The organism is Streptomyces avidinii, assembly GCF_045161815.1.
Classification (GTDB): Bacteria; Actinomycetota; Actinomycetes; order Streptomycetales; family Streptomycetaceae; genus Streptomyces; species Streptomyces avidinii.
Genome location: NZ_CP108863.1, coordinates 2,700,537 through 2,716,616 on the forward strand (window position 1 = coordinate 2,700,537; position 16,080 = coordinate 2,716,616).

The following is a 16,080-nucleotide window of genomic DNA, read 5'->3' on the forward strand; positions in this document are numbered from 1 at the left end:
TCCCCGTCCACCCGTCCGCCCGTTCACCCGTTCACCCCGTCTGGCCCGCCCTCGCACTGCCGGAAAATCCCGAGGCGGGCAGGCGCAGTCACCCCGCACAATGATCGCCATGACCGCCCTGCACACCAACCCGCTTTTCGACCGCCTCGCCGACGCCGAAAGCATCCTGGTCGCAGGCGCCGGCGGCGGCTTCGACATCTACGCCGGCCTCCCCGTGGCCCTCTCCCTCATGCACCAGGGCAAGCGGGTCCACCTGGCGAACCTCTCCTTCAGCTCGCTCGCCGGACTGCCCGTCGAGGACTGGGTGGCACCGGACCTCGCCGCCGTCACCCCGGACTCCGCACCCCACCTGTCCTACTTCCCCGAGCGGACCCTGGCCCAGTGGCTGGCCGCGCACGGCTACCCGGCCACCGTGTACGCCTTCCCCCAGACCGGGGTGCAGCCGCTGCGCGCCGCCTACCGCGAGCTGGTCGACCTCCACCGCATCGACGCGATCGTCCTGGTCGACGGCGGTACGGACATCCTGATGCGGGGCGACGAATCGGGCCTCGGCACCCCCGAGGAGGACCTGACCAGCGTCGCGGCACTGGCCGCGCTGGACGACGTACGGGAACGCCTCGTCGTGTCGGTGGGCTTCGGCGTGGACGCGTACCACGGGGTCAGTCACGCACTCGTGCTGGAGAACATCGCGGCGCTGGAGCGCGCGGGCGCATACCTCGGCGCGTTCTCCATACCGCGCGCCACCGAGGAAGGCGCTCTGTTCCTGGACGCGGTCGCCCATGCCCAGGAGCAGACCCCGGACCGGCCCAGCATCGTGAACGGCTCCATCGCCGCAGCCGTCCGGGGCTCCTTCGGCGACGTGCAGTTCACCACCCGCACCCGGGGCAGCGAGCTGTTCGTGAACCCGTTGATGTCGCTGTGCTTCGCCTTCGACCTGCCGGGGCTGGCCGCGCGCTGCCTCTATCTGGACCGTATCGAGGACACCCTGCTGATGCGCCAGGTCCACTCCCGGATCGCCGAATTCCGCGACGAGCTCGTCACCCGCCCACCCCGCCGCATCCCCCACTGACGCCCCCGTACGTCCTCCGAGACGCCGAAGAGGGTGCCGACCTGTGGTCGGCACCCTCTCTCATGTGCGGTTCGGCGCGCTCAGCAGCTGATGCTCACTGCCGCTTCCGTCGCCGCTTCGCCGGGTATCAGCTGCAGCCGCTGGTGGAGCCGCAGCCCTCGCAGATGTAGCAGGAGCCTGCGCGCTGCATCTTCGTACCGCAGGAGAAGCAGAGCGGGGCGTCGGCGGAGACACCGAGCTGCATCTCGACCAGTTCGGCGCTGCTGTGTGCCGTCTTGGGGGACGGGACGGACACGGCCGCAACCGGCTTCGGGGCCGACGGAACCGCGGTCAGCGGGGTCGCCTGCGTCAGGGACTCGGTGTCCAGCTCGTCCTCGAGGGGCTCGTAGGAACCGGTGTCCAGGTGGCGCTGGCGCTCCTCGGCGGAGTGGATGCCGAGGGCCGAGCGGGTCTCGAAGGGCAGGAAGTCGAGCGCCACGCGGCGGAAGATGTAGTCGACGATCGACTGCGCCATCCGCACGTCCGGGTCGTCCGTCATACCGGCCGGCTCGAAGCGCATGTTCGTGAACTTCGAGACGTAGGTCTCCAGCGGAACGCCGTACTGCAGGCCGACCGAGACGGCGATCGAGAAGGCGTCCATCATGCCCGCGAGGGTCGAGCCCTGCTTGGACATCTTCAGGAAGACCTCGCCCAGACCGTCGTCCGGGTAGGAGTTCGCCGTCATGTAGCCCTCGGCGCCACCGACCGTGAAGGAGGTGGTGATGCCCGGGCGGCCCTTGGGGAGGCGCTTGCGGACGGGGCGGTACTCGATGACCTTCTCGACCGCGGCGCGGATGGTCTCCTCCGCCTTGGCGGTGACCTCCTCCTTCTCCTCCTCCTTCTTCTTGGCGGAGAGGGGCTGGCCGACCTTGCAGTTGTCGCGGTAGATCGCGAGCGCCTTGACGCCCATCTTCCACGCCTCGAAGTAGATCTCCTCGATCTCCTCGACGGTCGCCGTCTCCGGCATGTTGACCGTCTTCGAGATCGCGCCGGAGATCCAGGGCTGGATCGCGGCCATCATCCGGACGTGGCCCATCGCGGAGATGGAACGCTCGCCCATGGCGCAGTCGAACACCGAGTAGTGCTCGGTCTTCAGGTGCGGGGCGTCGACGACCACGCCGTGCTCGGCGATGTGGGAGACGATCTCCTCGATCTGCTCCTCCTGGTAGCCCATGCGGCGCAGGGCCTGCGGGACGGTGCCGTTGACGATCTGCATCGAGCCGCCGCCGACGAGCTTCTTGAACTTGACCAGGGCCAGGTCCGGCTCGACACCGGTGGTGTCGCAGGACATCGCGAGACCGATGGTGCCGGTCGGCGCGAGGACGGAGGCCTGGGAGTTGCGGAAGCCGTTCTTCTCGCCGAGGCGCAGGACGTCCTGCCAGGCCTCGGTGGCCGCGGCCCAGATGCTGTTGTCCAGGTCTTCGGTGCGCGGCGCGACGGCGTTGGCGTCGGCGTGCTGCTTCATGACGCGCTTGTGCGAGTCGGCGTTGCGGGCGTAGCCGTCGTACGGACCGACGATGGCGGCCAGCTCGGCGGAGCGCTTGTACGCGGTGCCGGTCATCAGCGAGGTGATCGACGCGGCGAGGGTGCGGCCGCCGTCCGAGTCGTACGCGTGGCCGGTGGCCATCAGCAGGGCGCCGAGGTTGGCGTAGCCGATGCCCAGCTGGCGGAAGGCGCGGGTGTTGTCGCCGATCTTCTGCGTCGGGAAGTCCGCGAAGCAGATGGAGATGTCCATCGCGGTGATGACGAGCTCGACGACCTTGGCGAAGCGCTCGGCGTCGAAGGACTGGTTGCCCTTGCCGTCGTCGTTCAGGAACTTCATCAGGTTGAGCGAGGCGAGGTTGCAGGACGTGTTGTCCAGGTGCATGTACTCGCTGCACGGGTTCGACGCGGTGATCCGGCCGGACTCGGGGCAGGTGTGCCAGTTGTTGATCACACCGTCGTACTGGATGCCCGGGTCGGCGCAGGCCCACGCGGCCTCGGCGAGCTTGCGGAAGAGCGCCTTGGCGTCGACCTTCTCGATGACCTCGCCGGTCATCCGGGCCCGCAGGCCGAACTCGGTGCCGTTCTCGACGGCCGTCATGAACTCGTCGTTCACACGGACGGAGTTGTTGGCGTTCTGGTACTGGACGGACGTGATGTCGTCGCCGCCCAGGTCCATGTCGAAGCCCGCGTCGCGCAGGGCGCGGATCTTCTCCTCCTCCTTCACCTTGGTCTCGATGAAGGCCTCGACGTCCGGGTGATCCACGTCCAGGACGACCATCTTGGCCGCGCGGCGGGTGGCGCCGCCCGACTTGATCGTTCCGGCGGACGCGTCGGCGCCGCGCATGAAGGAGACCGGGCCGGAGGCGTTGCCGCCGGAGGAGAGGAGCTCCTTGGAGGAACGGATGCGGGAGAGGTTCAGGCCGGCGCCGGAGCCGCCCTTGAAGATCATTCCCTCTTCCTTGTACCAGTCGAGGATCGACTCCATGGAGTCGTCGACGGCCAGGATGAAGCAGGCGGAGACCTGCTGCGGCTGGGGCGTACCGACGTTGAACCACACCGGGGAGTTGAAGCTGAAGATCTGGTGCAGGAGGGCGTAGGTGAGCTCGTGCTCGAAGATCTCCGCGTCGGCGGGCGACGAGAAGTAGTCGAAGTCCTCGCCGGCCTTCGTGTACGTCTTCACGATCCGGTCGATCAGCTGCTTCAGACCGGTCTCGCGCTGCGGGGTGCCCACCGCGCCACGGAAGTACTTGCTGGTGACGATGTTGACCGCGTTCACCGACCAGAAGTCGGGGAACTCGACGCCGCGCTGCTCGAAGTTGACCGAGCCGTCGCGCCAGTTGGTCATGACGACGTCACGGCGCTCCCAGCTCACCTCGTCATAGGGGTGCACGCCCGGGGTGGTGTGGATGCGCTCGATACGCAGGCCGCCCTTGGCAGCCTTGGTCCCCTTGGCGCGGGAACCACGTGCCGAGCCGCTCGCCGTCTCTGTCATGCCGCTTCCTCCCATATGCGGGCAAAAACGCCCTAAAGTGCCAGCGATATTCCGCGGCACGGTGCTGTGTCTTGTATCTACGTCTCTTCGCCCGGCCGACCGGCCGTGCCACGGAGCGTGAGCGCCGCGGCACGGGTGTCCGGTCAGTCGGCGGCGGAGGCCGGCACGGGGACCTGGGCGGTCCCACCGAGCCCGCACTCCTCGGGGTGAGGCCGGGACACGCGGAGTTCCGCGATGGCGGTCTCGAAGTCTTCAAGGGTGTCGAACGCTTTGTAAACGGAGGCGAACCGCAGGTACGCGACCAGGTCGAGCTCCTGCAACGGGCCGAGTATGGCCAGACCCACGTCGTGGGTGGTCAGCTCGGCGCTCCCGGTGGCGCGCACCGCCTCCTCGACCCGCTGGCCGAGCTTGGCGAGGGCGTCCTCGGTGACCGGCCGTCCCTGGCACGCCTTGCGCACGCCGGAGATGACCTTGGTACGGCTGAAGGGTTCCGTCACCCCGCTGCGCTTGATCACCATCAGCGAGGCCGTCTCCACCGTCGTGAAACGACGGGAGCAGTCGGGGCACTGACGGCGCCTGCGGATCGACGTGCCGTCGTCCGTGGTGCGGCTGTCGACGACGCGGCTGTCGGGGTGCCTGCAGAAGGGGCAGTGCATGGTTCCCTCACCCTCCCTCTTGGCACGACTGAACCACCCCACGGAGCCCCTGAACGGCGGAGGCGGACTCCGTCGGGGGCTCGTGAAGCAGCCACCAGCATATGCGATGCCGGGACCCTCGGGAGACCCAAGGACCACAACTTCTGGGCGGCAGCGCTCATCCAACCACTAGATCTTGGGTTGTGGCGGATTTGCGCGACTCCGCGTGTCGCGGCGTCCGATGAGCGGACGCGAGGCCTCCCGGTGCCACACTGGACACAGGCCCGGACGGCGGCCGCCCGACCGGGAAGGGTACCGTAAGCGGCGGACGGCGAGCCGAACCCGCGTTCGGCGAACCGATCGTCCATACACCTCTCGATATGCCCACGCAGGACGATCTGCGATTTTTCACTCGAACGTGTGTTTGGCGCAACCTTTCGAAAGCAACTACCGTTGTCCAGCTAGGGAGAACATTTCGAGAGGGGCCGACGTGACCACCACCGCAGACAGTGCCGCCATCACTGCCCAGAACCGCTCCCAGAGCCGACTCGAGCCGGTGCATGCCATGAACGACGCAAACCTGAACCCGGAGGCGGAGCCCGTAGTACGCCCCGCACGCTCGCTGCCAGGTCGACCTCCAGGCATCCGCGCCGACAGCTCCGGACTCACGGACCGGCAGCGGAGGGTCATCGAGGTCATTCGCGACTCCGTGCAGCGGCGGGGTTACCCGCCGTCGATGCGGGAGATCGGCCAGGCGGTCGGCCTGTCCAGCACGTCGTCCGTCGCCCACCAGCTGATGGCCCTGGAGCGCAAGGGCTTCCTGCGCCGCGACCCCCACCGCCCACGCGCCTATGAGGTGCGCGGCTCGGACCAGCCCAGCTCGCAGCCGACGGACACCACCGGAAAGCCCGCCGCCTCCTACGTTCCCCTGGTCGGTCGTATCGCCGCCGGCGGTCCGATCCTCGCCGAGGAGTCGGTCGAGGACGTGTTCCCCCTCCCCCGGCAGCTCGTCGGCGACGGCGAGCTCTTCGTCCTGAAGGTCGTCGGCGACTCCATGATCGAGGCCGCCATCTGTGACGGCGACTGGGTCACGGTCCGTCGCCAGCCGGTCGCGGAGAACGGCGACATCGTCGCCGCGATGCTCGACGGCGAGGCCACCGTCAAGCGCTTCAAGCGCGAGGACGGCCATGTCTGGCTCCTCCCGCACAACGCCGCCTACCAGCCGATCCCCGGCGACGAGGCGACCATCCTCGGCAAGGTCGTCGCGGTACTGCGTCGGGTCTGACCCCGCCGCCCCCATACAGCCCCCGGGATCCACTGCGCCGGTCCCGGGGGTTGTTCCATGCCCCGGAACCGGCGGGCCGGGCGACTGCACCGGCCCGGTCGGCTACGTGCCGTCGGCGGACTACTTGCCGTCGGCCTTGGCCGTCGCGTCGATCGCCGCCAGGGAGCGGCGGACCTGGTTGCGGTCCGTGGTGTACCAGAAGTCCGGCAGCGTGGCCCGCAGGAAGCTCCCGTACCGGGCCGTTGCCAGCCGAGGGTCCAGCACCGCGACGACGCCCCGGTCGCCCGAGGCCCGTACGAGACGGCCCGCGCCCTGGGCCATCAGCAGGGCGGCATGCGTGGCGGCGACGGCCATGAAGCCGTTTCCGCCGTGCTCCTCGACCGACTTCTGGCGGGCGCTCATCAGCGGGTCGTCGGGGCGCGGGAAGGGGATCCGGTCCATGATCACGAGCTGACAGCTGGGGCCCGGTACGTCCACGCCCTGCCAGAGCGACAGCGTCCCGAACAGGCAGGTCTTGGGGTCGGCGGCGAAGGACTTGATCAGCTCGCCGAGGGTTTCCTCGCCCTGGAGCAGGATCGGGTTGTCGAGTCGGCCGCGCAGTTCCTCGGCGGCGGCCTTGGCACCGCGCATGGAGGAGAAGAGGCCGAGGGTGCGGCCGCCGGCCGCCTCGATCAGCTCGGCGAGCTCGTCCATCATGTCGCCGCGGGTCCCCTCGCGGCCCGGGGTGGCGAGGTGCTTGGCGACGTAGAGGATGCCCTGCTTCGGGTAGTCGAAGGGCGAGCCGACGTCGAGGCCTCGCCAGACGGGCACGTCGTCCCCCTCGACGCCTTCGGGGGACAGCCCCAGGGAGGCCGCGACCCCGTTGAAGTCACCGCCCAGCTTGAGGGTGGCGGAGGTCAGCACCACGGAGCGGTCCTCGAACAGCTTCTCGCGCAGCAGCCCGGACACCGACAGCGGGGCGACCCGGAGGGTGGCGCCGAAGCGGTCATGGCGCTCATACCAGACGACGTCGTACTCGGAGCCGTTGGTGATCCGCTCGGCCACCCCGTGGATGCTCTCGACGGCGGCCAGCGCCTGCTTGCGCACCGCGTCCTCGTCCTGGACGGACTTGTCCCGGGTCGCGCCGATCGCCGAGATCACATTGCGCGCAGCGTCCCGCAGGGACATCAGCGCGTAGCCGAGGTCCTCGGGGATCTGCTCCAGCCGGCCGGGGAGCGCCAGCTCCATGACCCGCTCGAAGGTCTCGGAGGCGGTCTGCAGGGAGTCCGCGGTCTTCTCGTCGACCAGCTTCGCGGCACGCTTCACAGCCCGGTTGACCTGCCCCGGAGTGAGCTCGCCGGTGGCGACCCCGGTCACCCGGGAGACCAGCTCGTGGGCCTCGTCCACGATCAGCACCTCGTGCTGCGGCAGCACCGGGGCGCCCTCGATGGCGTCGATGGCGAGCAGCGCGTGATTGGTGACGACCACGTCCGCGAGCTTGGCCCGCTCACGGGCGGCCTCCGCGAAGCACTCGGCGCCGTACGCGCACTTCGTCGCGCCCAGGCACTCGCGGGAGGAGACGGAAATCTGGGACCAGGCCTTGTCGGAGACACCCGGGGTCAGGTCGTCCCGGTCGCCCGTCTCCGTCTCGTCCGCCCAGTCCCGCATGCGCAGCAGGTCCTGGCCGAGCTTGCTGGTGGGTGCGGCCGCCTCGAACTGGTCGAAGAGGCCGTCCTCCTCGTCCTGCGGAGCGCCCTCGTGCAGGCGGTGCAGGCAGAGGTAGTTGGAACGGCCCTTGAGCATGGCGAACTGCGGGCGGCGGCGCAGCTGCGGATGCAGGGCGTCCACCGTCCGGGGCAGATCGCGCTCGACGAGCTGCCGCTGGAGGGCGAGCGTCGCCGTGGCGACGACCACGCGCTCGCCGTGCGCGAGGGCCGGCACCAGGTAGCCGAGGGACTTACCGGTGCCGGTACCGGCCTGGATGAGCCGGTGGGAGTTGTCGTCGATCGCTTCGGCGACGGCTTCGGCCATGGCCACCTGGCCGGGGCGCTCCGTGCCGCCGACGGCGGAGACGGCGGCGTGCAGCAGGTCGGGGAGGGAGGGCTTCGTCATAGCACTGCCAACCCTACGGGGCCGCACTGACAGCGGGCGCATCGGCGAGGAATCATGGCCGGTACAAGGGGTTGGGGACGGTGCCGTACTGCACGGCGTGCGGGCGGTCGGAGCGGTCGCGGTAGCCGTCCTCGTAGAGCCGGTTCCGGTTCAGGCATAGCCGGCCGATGCGCTCCCCGAGCAGGTCGAAGAGCTCGTAGCGCTCCTTGAGCTCCGGGAAGCGGGCCTGGTGGCGAAGGATCTCCGCCCGCACGAGGGACCAGAAATCGCTCTCCGGGACACCGAGGCGGTCCTCGCACAGGGCCGAGAGGTAGCGGAAGACGCCGACGAAGAGCCCGGAGTGGATGAACTGCGGCAGGAAGTCGGCGGGCTCGGTGAGCAGCACCGCCCTGACCTCATCGGGCAGGGACGCCAGCTCGGGCAGGGGTTCGTCGCTGATGTTGACGTCGTCCACGAAGTCCTTGACCGCGAGCCGGACCGGCACGTCGTGCTCGTCGAAGATCACGACGGCGTTCTCGCCGTGCGGGGAGAAGACGGTGCCGTAGCGGTAGAGGAAGCGGAGCAGCGGGGGCAGGAGGGCGGCGAAGAGGCGCTGCAGCCACACGGTGGGGGTCAGGCCGGACCGGGCGACGAGCTCGGCGGTGAAGGAGCGGCCGCGCGGGTCGGTGTGGAGGAGCGAGGCGAGGGTGCGGGCTCGCTCGCCGGGTGCCAGCAGGCCGGTGAGGGGCTCGCGCCAGATCGCGCCGAGGAGCTCCTTGTACTGGTACGGGACCTCGGGCAGCACGTCGTAGACGGGATGGCGGACGGTGACGGAGGCAACCTCGCCGAGCAGGACGACCCGGCATTCGTCGCGCAGGAAGGGGTCTGCGTCGCGGAGGGAGTGGATCCAGGCCGTGACGGCGGGGGCGGCGAGCGTGAGGTCGCTGGGTAGTCCGCGCCAGACCATGGTGTTGAAGACGGAGAGCGGGAGCTTGACGCTGTGCCGGTCGGGCCGGCTGAGATTGAGGAAGGTACGGACCGACTGCTGCGGGAGGCGCAGGTCGGGATCGGCGGGGAGCGGCACCAGGGCGCCGGAGGCGAGCGCCGGGGCGAAGAGGGGGAGGACGACCTCGTCCCACTGCCAGGGGTGGACCGGGAGGTAGAGGTAGTGGAGCGGGTCGAGGCCGCGGTCGCGCAGGGTCCGGTCGAAGGTGGCGCGGGTGACGGGGTCGAGCTCGGCGGTGTAGAGGCGGGAGGGGTCCTCCAGGCCGGCGGTACCGCGATAGGTGGCGAGCGAGGTGTGGGCGGCGAGCCAGGGCAGCCGCTGGCGGGTGCGGGCCTCGGGGGCCCAGGCGGCGGTGTCGGCGGCGGAGAGTCCGATGCGGCCCTTGTTGGGGACGAGCCAGGGGTGCCCGGTCTGGTGGCCTTCGAGGGCGGCGTAGTCGAGGTCGGCGAGGACGTCGGCGGTGAGCGCGTTGTGGTCGAGGCGCGCGTCGGCGGTGAGGGTGGCGCTGAGCTCGCGGACGAGGTGACCGAGGGTGGGTCCGTCGAGGCCGAGGAGGGTGCGGGCCCGGATGAGGAAGGCGTACGGGTCCCCGAAGGAGGTCGGGCTCCCGAAGTCGCCCGGTCCGTCCGACAGGCCCGGCCCGCTCGGCGCGCCCAGTCTGCTCGGCACGCTCGGCACGCTCGGTGACGGCGGTGAGGCCGGAGTCGTCGGTGAGGCCGCCGGTGGCGTGAGGGTGATGGTGTCCGGGGTGACGTGCCAGCTGCCGTACGAGCGGCGGCGGGCGCGGAAGCCGAGGATGCTGCCGTCGTCGAGGGTCAGGGTCCAGGCGTCGCCGGCGGCGGCCGGTGCGGGGACGGGCCGGATGACCTCCTCGTATGCGAACTCGCCGAGCATCTTGGCGAGCAGCCGCCGGGCGGCGAAGTCCCAGGTCTCGTGGTTGAGTTCGGGCGGAGTGCAGGGGTGTTGGGGGGAGGGAGGCACTACGGGTCCGGCGGCGTCGGGGGCTGCGGGGAAGTTCGGCACGGGACTCCTCGGAGATCGGGAACTTTGCTTCGTCACGCAGAGTTATCGAAGGGAGAGGTGCGAAGCGGCCGACGACGGTCGGGGCTTGCGGGGCGGCACTCAGAGGAGATTGCGCAGCACCCGCTCCCGGATCATCAGGGCGGCCCGCTTCTCGGGAAGGTCGATTTCCGCGGAACAGCGGAAGCCGGAGCTCTGGAAGGCTGATACGGAGGGGGTGTTGCGGATGTCCGGTTCCGCGACGACGCGTGTGCAGCGGGGGCGGTTGCCCAGGACCAGGTCGGCGACGGCGCGCAGCAGAGCCGTTCCCAGTCCGCGGCCGCGGTTCGTGCCGTCTCCGATGAGCAGGTGGATACCCGTGTCATGGGGGCGTGCCGGGTAGTAACCGGAGAGCCGGTCGAGGTCGGCCCGGTAGATCTCCCAGTAACTCATCGGCCTGCCGTCGAGAAGACCGAGGCAGGGGATGCTCCGGCCGTCGCTGTCGAGCTGCGCCCGCAGGTGCGCGGCGGTGACCGCGGCGGGGCCGGCGAGCTCCCAGTAGGCGGCCACCTCGGGGTCGTTCATCCAGCCCGTGAGGAGTTCCAGATCACGGCCCGGTCGTACGGGTTCGAGGCGGAAGGCTCCGGCGGGGGTGGTGATGCTGCCCCAGGTAGCCGGGGAGTCGAGCAGGTCGGCCTCGGCGAGCAGGGGCAACAGGTGGGCGTTGAGGCGTGGTTCAGGCCTGCCTTCGAGATGTTCCATGACGCCGGTGGCGGCGCGGGTTGCGTAGGCGGTGTAGGTGGCGTGGGCGGATCCGGCGGCGGGGGCCGGGGTGGCGGTGGTGGGCATCGGGGGCTCTTCTCCGCGTCGGAGCCGACGCGTCAATCGTGGAGGGGGTTGGTGATGGTGACGTAGACGGACTGGGTGTCGACGGGTCCCACCAGCTCGTCGAGACCGCCCAGGCGGGTGAGCAGGTTCGCCTTGCAGCGCAGGGTGGGCGAGTCGAGCAGCCGCGTGGGGAGCGGGCCGAGGCCTGCGGCCTTGGCGAGGAAGCGGCGGAAGGCGGCGAGCAGGACGCGTTCGTCCGCGAGCCGCTGGGATCCGAAGGCTCCGATGAGGCCGAGCACGTTGTTGATGCCGAGGTAGTAGGCGAAGCGTTCGTCGGTGACGGCGTCGGAGACGAAGGTGTCGCTGGCGCTTCCGATGCCGGGGAGCCGGTGCTCCAGTTCCGCGCGGCGGGATTCGCGGAAGTAGTAGCCCTGGTTGTCGCGGTAGCGGCCGCCGATGGGCCAGCCGGCCGGGTCGAGGAGGACCAGAGTGTTCTGCTGGTGCGCTTCGAGGGCGATACCGGCGAGTTCGTCGAAGGCGAGCACGGGCAGGACCACGTGGTCGAGGTAGCGCAGGAACCACTCGGCGGCGACGGCGGACGTGGTGTGTCCGGTGGCGGTGGCGAGGCCGGTGACGAGCTCGGCGAGGCGCGAGCTCATGGTGGTCCGGCCGGGCCACGGGCGGGGAGCGGTGAGTGCGGCGATGCAGACGGGGTCGTCGCCCGAGCGGAAGGGGTTGTGGCGCAGCAGGGCGTCCAGGCCGGTGACGGGGGTGCCGTCCGGGGCGTCCACGGCGACCCAGGCGGGGTCGCGCACGATGTCGAAGGCGGGGTGGGCGGCTTGCCACTGCTCGGCGAGGCCGGTGCGGAGCAGCCGGTGCACCTCGACTCCGCGGTGGAGTTCCTTGCGGAGGTTCTCGCGGCGGGAGTTGGTGATGCGCAGCCCGAGGGAGAGCTTGAGCATCGCGGGGGCGCCCGGGCGGTGGACGGTACGGACGGAGGATGTGGGGTACCAGGGTTCACCGTGCGGGCCCAGGTCGTGCAGGAGTCCCGCGTCGTGGAGGGCGGCGACGGCGGGGCGCTGGAGCAGGTCGCGGGCCTGCCAGGGGTGCAGGGGGAGAGGGGTGGTGCCGGGGGGCAGCGGGAGCCCGGGGGCGAGCCGGCCGAGGAGCTGGGGTGCGGAGACGGGGCGGCCGCTCTCGGTCCAGGCCGATTCGCCGGCGAGGGCGGCGGGTTCGACGGCGAACCAGTGCAGGGGGAAGGAGCCGTGCAGTTCGGGTGAGTACCGGCGCGATTCGGCCTCGGAGAGTCCTTCGCGGCTCTTGGGGTCCGGTTGGAGGGGGTGACCGAGGAGGAGTGACTGTTCGGCGGTGAGGAAGCGGTCCGCGCCCACGGGGGCCGGGGCGGTGGGGCGTTCTCGCCGGTCGGCGATGAACTCGGCGGTGCGCCGAACCGAGTCGGCGACCCGGCCGACGAGGTCGGCGGCGCCGCGGCCGCCGCTCGTGCCCTCACGGGCGATGAGCGCGGCGACGGTGACGGCGTCGAGCGAGGGGGCGGCGGCGGTCGTGCCTTCGAGTCGGGCCGGTCCGAAGCGGTGCCAGCCGGCGTGCGACCAGTGGCGGACGGGAACGAGCAGGGCTGTTCCCGAGGCGGGGAGGGGGATGCGCAGCGGAGTCGCGGCGGGGGCGTCGGGGCGGCCGAGTCCGGATTCGCGGACCCAGCAGCGGAGCAGGTTCTCCACCGCCGCGGTCTCGGCGGCGACGGCCGGGTCGGGGTGGTTCAGCAGGTCGGGCAGGGTGGTCGGCTCCAGCCGGAGGGGGCTCGTCCACACGGTGCGGAGCCGGGGTGTGCCGTCTTTCTGCCGCGGGACGGTCGCCGCCGCCTCGGTGGCGGCCATGGCCGCGGGGGGCTGCTCGGCCGGTGCGCCGGGTGTTCTTGCCGGGGTCGGCGGTGGATGCTCCGCCGTGGCCGCGTCGGCGTGGGCCGGTGTTCCGGCCGGGGGCGGGGCCTGCCTGTCCTCGGCCGGTACGGGCCGCGCAGACGGGCCGACCGCGAGCCCGACGCCCCGCGCCTCGCTCGTGTCGGGCCGCGGCGTCGGGGACGGCGGCTCGGCGGGCTCCCGTACGGGGGCTGCGCCCGACGGGGGTGCGGTCTGCGTCGGCGCGGTGGACCCGGGGTCCGGGAACGGCTCCGGCCGCGCCGGGCCCGGCCCGGCGGCGGACCGGTCGGGGACCGGCCCCGCCTGTGACGGGTCGGGCTGGGCCCCCGTGACGGGGCTGGACTGGTGCGGGTCTGGCATCGCGGGTCCTCGGGGTGCGGGTCAGTGGGTCCGCCGGACGGCGGCCGGGATGGCGTCGGCCAGGCGGTCGAGGACCGCTGCGGCCTGCTCGTCGGTCAGGGTCAGCGGGGGCAGCAGGCGGACCACGGCGCCGTGGCGGCCGCCGAGCTCGACGATCAGCCCGCGGTCCAGGCACTCCTGGCGGACGGCGGCGGCGAGGGCCGGCGCGGCGGCCCCGGTGTCGGGGTCGACGAGTTCGACGCCGATCATCAGTCCGCGGCCCCGGACGTCACCGATGCAGGGCTGGCCGCAGGCCAGGCCCTGCAGGGCGGCCAGCATCCGCTCCCCCAGAGCGGCGGCGCGCTCGGCGAGCCGGTTCTCGCGGACGAAGGCGAGCGTTGCGGTGCCGGCGGCCATGGCCAGCTGGTTGCCGCGGAAGGTGCCCGCATGCGCCCCGGGGGTCCAGACGTCCAGGTCGGCCCGGTACACGATCACCGCGAGCGGCAGGCTGCCGCCGATCGCCTTGGAGAGGACCATCACGTCGGGCACCACCCCGGCGTGGTCGACTCCCCAGAAGGCGCCGGTCCGGCCGACCCCCGTCTGCACCTCGTCGGCGATCAGCGGGATCCCCCGCGCCGCGGTGATCTCGCGCATCCGGCGCAGCCAGCCGTCCGGGGCGGGAAGCACCCCGCCCTCACCCTGCACGGGTTCGACGATCATGCCCGCGGGGGCGGGCACCCCGCCCTTCGGGTCGTCCAGCAGGTTCTCCGTCCAGCGCGCGGAGAGTTCGGCGCCCTCGGGACCGCCGACGCCGAACGGGCAGCGAAGATCCTGCGGGTACGGAAGCCGGGTCACCCGTACCTCGGGGGCGCCCCCCGAGGCGTCCAGCGCACCGGCGGTCATGCCGTGGTAGGCCCCGGTGAAGGCGAGGAGCCCGGGGCGTCCGGTCGCGGTGCGCACCAGTTTGAGGGCGGCCTCCACGGCGTCCGTACCGGCCGGCCCGCAGAACTGGATGCGCGCGTCGGCGGCCAGCGCGGGCGGCAGGTTGGCGAACAGCTCGGTGGTGAAGGCGTCCTTGACCGGGGTCGCGAGGTCCAGCACGTGCAGCGGGGCCCCCGAGTCGAGGACGCCCCGGATGGCTTCGAGCACCACCGGGTGGTTGTGCCCGAGGGCGAGGGTGCCTGCGCCGGAGAGGCAGTCGAGGTAGCGCCGCCCGTCGGCGCCCTCGATGGTCAGCCCGCGGGCCCGCACCGGGACGATGGGCAGCGAGCGCGCGTACGTCCGTGCCGCCGACTCCCGCTGCGCCTGCCTGCGCAGGATCCCCTCGGGGGCGACGGAGCCGCCCGGCCCGCCCGTGCCCGGGACCCGGTCTCCCTGCGGCGGCACTTGGGGCGCCGCTGGAGACGGTGCTTGCGGCGGGATCTCTGTCGCGGCCGCCGCCGCGGCCGGCTCGGTGACAGCCACGAGTGTCGGTCCTCCCGCACTGATTGCTCTTCCGGATTGCGTCTCGAACATGAACGCTGCTCCCCCATCCCCCGTACGTACCAACGACGGTGACGGCGAGGGATCACGGGTTGACTCAAGATCCTTGTCCCGCAAGGGCCGAGCGCCAGGAACCACGGCCCCGGCCTGTGTCGTCCTGGGCGGCAGCGGCATAGTGGGGGACGCACTCCACGCGCTCGAACTCCCAGGGGGACGAAAGACATGCGACCGAACCGACCGGTCACCGCGATCCTGTGCGCGGCCACGCTCGCGCTGACCGCGGCTGCCTGCGGCCCCGGCGACGGGGAGGCCGGCGGCGACGCCAAGCCCACCGTGGCGGCGAGCCTGCCGAACACGGACGGGATCAAGATCCCGGACCAGCTCAAGGACAAGCTCAAGGAACACGGCATCGACCTGGAGAAGTGGAAGGGCGGTGAGTGGAAGAACTGGAAGAAGGAGGACTGGCTCCGCGAGGCGGGCGACTACATCAACCCGATCATCGAGGACCTGTGGGACCCGGACCGCATGCGTGACGCCGAGCAGCCGCAGCGCCCGGCCGTCGACCCGGACGCGGGCAAGGACCAGGGCGTCACGGACCCGACCCCGGCGCCGGTGGCGGCCAAGCAGGCCAACCCGCCCTACCACCAGAGCGTTCCGGAGTCCGGCAAGGTCTTCTTCGACGGCCCCGAGGGCTCGATGGTCTGCTCGGCGACCGTGGTCAAGGACCCGGCCCACCCCGGCAAGTCCAACATGGTCTGGACGGCGGGCCACTGCGTGCACGCGGGCAAGGCCGGCGGCTGGTACCGCAACATCGCCTTCGTCCCGTCCTACAACAACGCGGGCAAGCCTGCGGCGCAGCTCAAGGGCGCGCCCCGCGAGCAGGTGGCCCCGTACGGCGTCTGGTGGAGCGACTGGGCCCAGACCTCCGACCAGTGGATCGCGACGGGCGGCCCGACCGGCGGCGCGGGTGCCCCGTACGACTTCGCGGTGCTGCACGTGACGCCCGAGAAGGGCAGCGGCAAGTCCCTGGAGGAGACGGTCGGTTCGGCGCTCCCCGTGGAGTTCAACGCTCAGCCCGTGCCGAAGGTCGCGGGGATCACGGCGACGGGTTACCCGGCGGCGGCTCCGTTCGACGGGCAGCGCGCGTTCCAGTGCACGGACAAGCCGGGCCGGCTGTCCCTGAACGCGACCGACCCCGTGATGTACCGCATCGGCTGCACCATGACCGGCGGTTCCTCCGGTGGCGGCTGGGTCGCGGCGGGCGCCGACGGCAAGCCGGCGCTGGTGTCGAACACCTCGATCGGCCCGGCCAAGGCGGGCTGGCTGGCCGGACCCCGGCTGGGTCCGGAGGCGAAGGGCATCTTCGACGCCGTCAGCCGCAAGTTCAAGTAGTCCCGGCTCCCCGGCTCCGCGG

The 16,080-nt window shown here is 71.4% G+C and carries 10 protein-coding genes; 3 read left to right on the forward strand and 7 right to left on the reverse strand.

Features of this window, described 5'->3' with window-relative positions:
- The first annotated feature begins 109 nt into the window (after positions 1-109).
- A complete protein-coding gene (locus OG373_RS11610) occupies positions 110-1,069 on the forward strand; it encodes a DUF1152 domain-containing protein (protein WP_397732300.1) in 960 nt (319 codons plus the stop codon).
- Positions 1,070-1,196: 127 nt separating this feature from the next.
- Here the strand turns inward: OG373_RS11610 and OG373_RS11615 are convergent, their stop codons facing one another.
- Together OG373_RS11615 and nrdR are read right to left on the reverse strand one after the other, a co-directional pair.
- Complete coding sequence (locus OG373_RS11615) at positions 1,197-4,085, reverse strand: vitamin B12-dependent ribonucleotide reductase (protein ID WP_397732302.1); 2,889 nt, start codon at positions 4,083-4,085, stop codon at positions 1,197-1,199.
- A gap of 143 nt (positions 4,086-4,228) precedes the next feature.
- Positions 4,229-4,741 carry a transcriptional regulator NrdR gene (nrdR, locus tag OG373_RS11620; RefSeq protein ID WP_405437987.1) on the reverse strand — a complete coding sequence of 171 codons (513 nt, stop codon included), beginning with the start codon at positions 4,739-4,741 and terminating at the stop codon, positions 4,229-4,231.
- Positions 4,742-5,210: 469 nt separating this feature from the next.
- Here nrdR and lexA point away from each other — a divergent pair, with 469 nt between their 5' ends.
- Positions 5,211-6,005 (forward strand): transcriptional repressor LexA, encoded by a 795-nt coding sequence (gene lexA, locus OG373_RS11625; protein WP_052871803.1) that lies wholly within the window; start codon positions 5,211-5,213, stop codon positions 6,003-6,005.
- A 120-nt stretch (positions 6,006-6,125) separates the two neighbouring features.
- Here the strand turns inward: lexA and OG373_RS11630 are convergent, their stop codons facing one another.
- The 5 genes from OG373_RS11630 to OG373_RS11650 form a co-directional block, all read right to left on the reverse strand.
- Positions 6,126-8,096: an ATP-dependent DNA helicase gene (locus OG373_RS11630; RefSeq protein ID WP_405437990.1), complete on the reverse strand. Its 1,971-nt coding sequence runs from the start codon at positions 8,094-8,096 to the stop codon at positions 6,126-6,128.
- A 52-nt stretch (positions 8,097-8,148) separates the two neighbouring features.
- Positions 8,149-10,104: an IucA/IucC family protein gene (locus OG373_RS11635; protein WP_405437992.1), complete on the reverse strand. Its 1,956-nt coding sequence runs from the start codon at positions 10,102-10,104 to the stop codon at positions 8,149-8,151.
- Positions 10,105-10,203: 99 nt separating this feature from the next.
- Entirely contained in the window at positions 10,204-10,929 is a 726-nt protein-coding gene (locus OG373_RS11640) for a GNAT family N-acetyltransferase (protein ID WP_405437993.1), read from the reverse strand.
- A gap of 32 nt (positions 10,930-10,961) precedes the next feature.
- Positions 10,962-13,205, reverse strand: coding sequence for an IucA/IucC family protein (locus tag OG373_RS11645; protein ID WP_405437995.1), 2,244 nt, complete (start codon positions 13,203-13,205; stop codon positions 10,962-10,964).
- 21 nt (positions 13,206-13,226) lie between these two features.
- On the reverse strand, positions 13,227-14,699 hold the full coding sequence (locus tag OG373_RS11650; protein ID WP_405437997.1) for a diaminobutyrate--2-oxoglutarate transaminase family protein: 1,473 nt from the start codon (positions 14,697-14,699) through the stop codon (positions 13,227-13,229).
- Between the two features lie 189 nt (positions 14,700-14,888).
- Here OG373_RS11650 and OG373_RS11655 point away from each other — a divergent pair, with 189 nt between their 5' ends.
- Entirely contained in the window at positions 14,889-16,058 is a 1,170-nt protein-coding gene (locus tag OG373_RS11655; RefSeq protein WP_397732316.1) for a trypsin-like serine peptidase, read from the forward strand.
- Positions 16,059-16,080: the final 22 nt, after the last annotated feature.

What these genes read in the sequence shown, in the direction of transcription:
- OG373_RS11610 (WP_397732300.1), top strand. Translation starts at nt 110, where the DNA reads ATGACCGCCCTGCACACCAACCCGCTTTTCGACCGCCTCGCCGACGCC.
- OG373_RS11615 (WP_397732302.1), bottom strand. Translation starts at nt 4,085, where the DNA reads ATGACAGAGACGGCGAGCGGCTCGGCACGTGGTTCCCGCGCCAAGGGG.
- nrdR (WP_405437987.1), bottom strand. Translation starts at nt 4,741, where the DNA reads ATGCACTGCCCCTTCTGCAGGCACCCCGACAGCCGCGTCGTCGACAGC.
- OG373_RS11630 (WP_405437990.1), bottom strand. Translation starts at nt 8,096, where the DNA reads ATGACGAAGCCCTCCCTCCCCGACCTGCTGCACGCCGCCGTCTCCGCC.
- OG373_RS11640 (WP_405437993.1), bottom strand. Translation starts at nt 10,929, where the DNA reads ATGCCCACCACCGCCACCCCGGCCCCCGCCGCCGGATCCGCCCACGCC.
- OG373_RS11645 (WP_405437995.1), bottom strand. Translation starts at nt 13,205, where the DNA reads ATGCCAGACCCGCACCAGTCCAGCCCCGTCACGGGGGCCCAGCCCGAC.
- OG373_RS11650 (WP_405437997.1), bottom strand. Translation starts at nt 14,699, where the DNA reads ATGTTCGAGACGCAATCCGGAAGAGCAATCAGTGCGGGAGGACCGACA.
- OG373_RS11655 (WP_397732316.1), top strand. Translation starts at nt 14,889, where the DNA reads ATGCGACCGAACCGACCGGTCACCGCGATCCTGTGCGCGGCCACGCTC.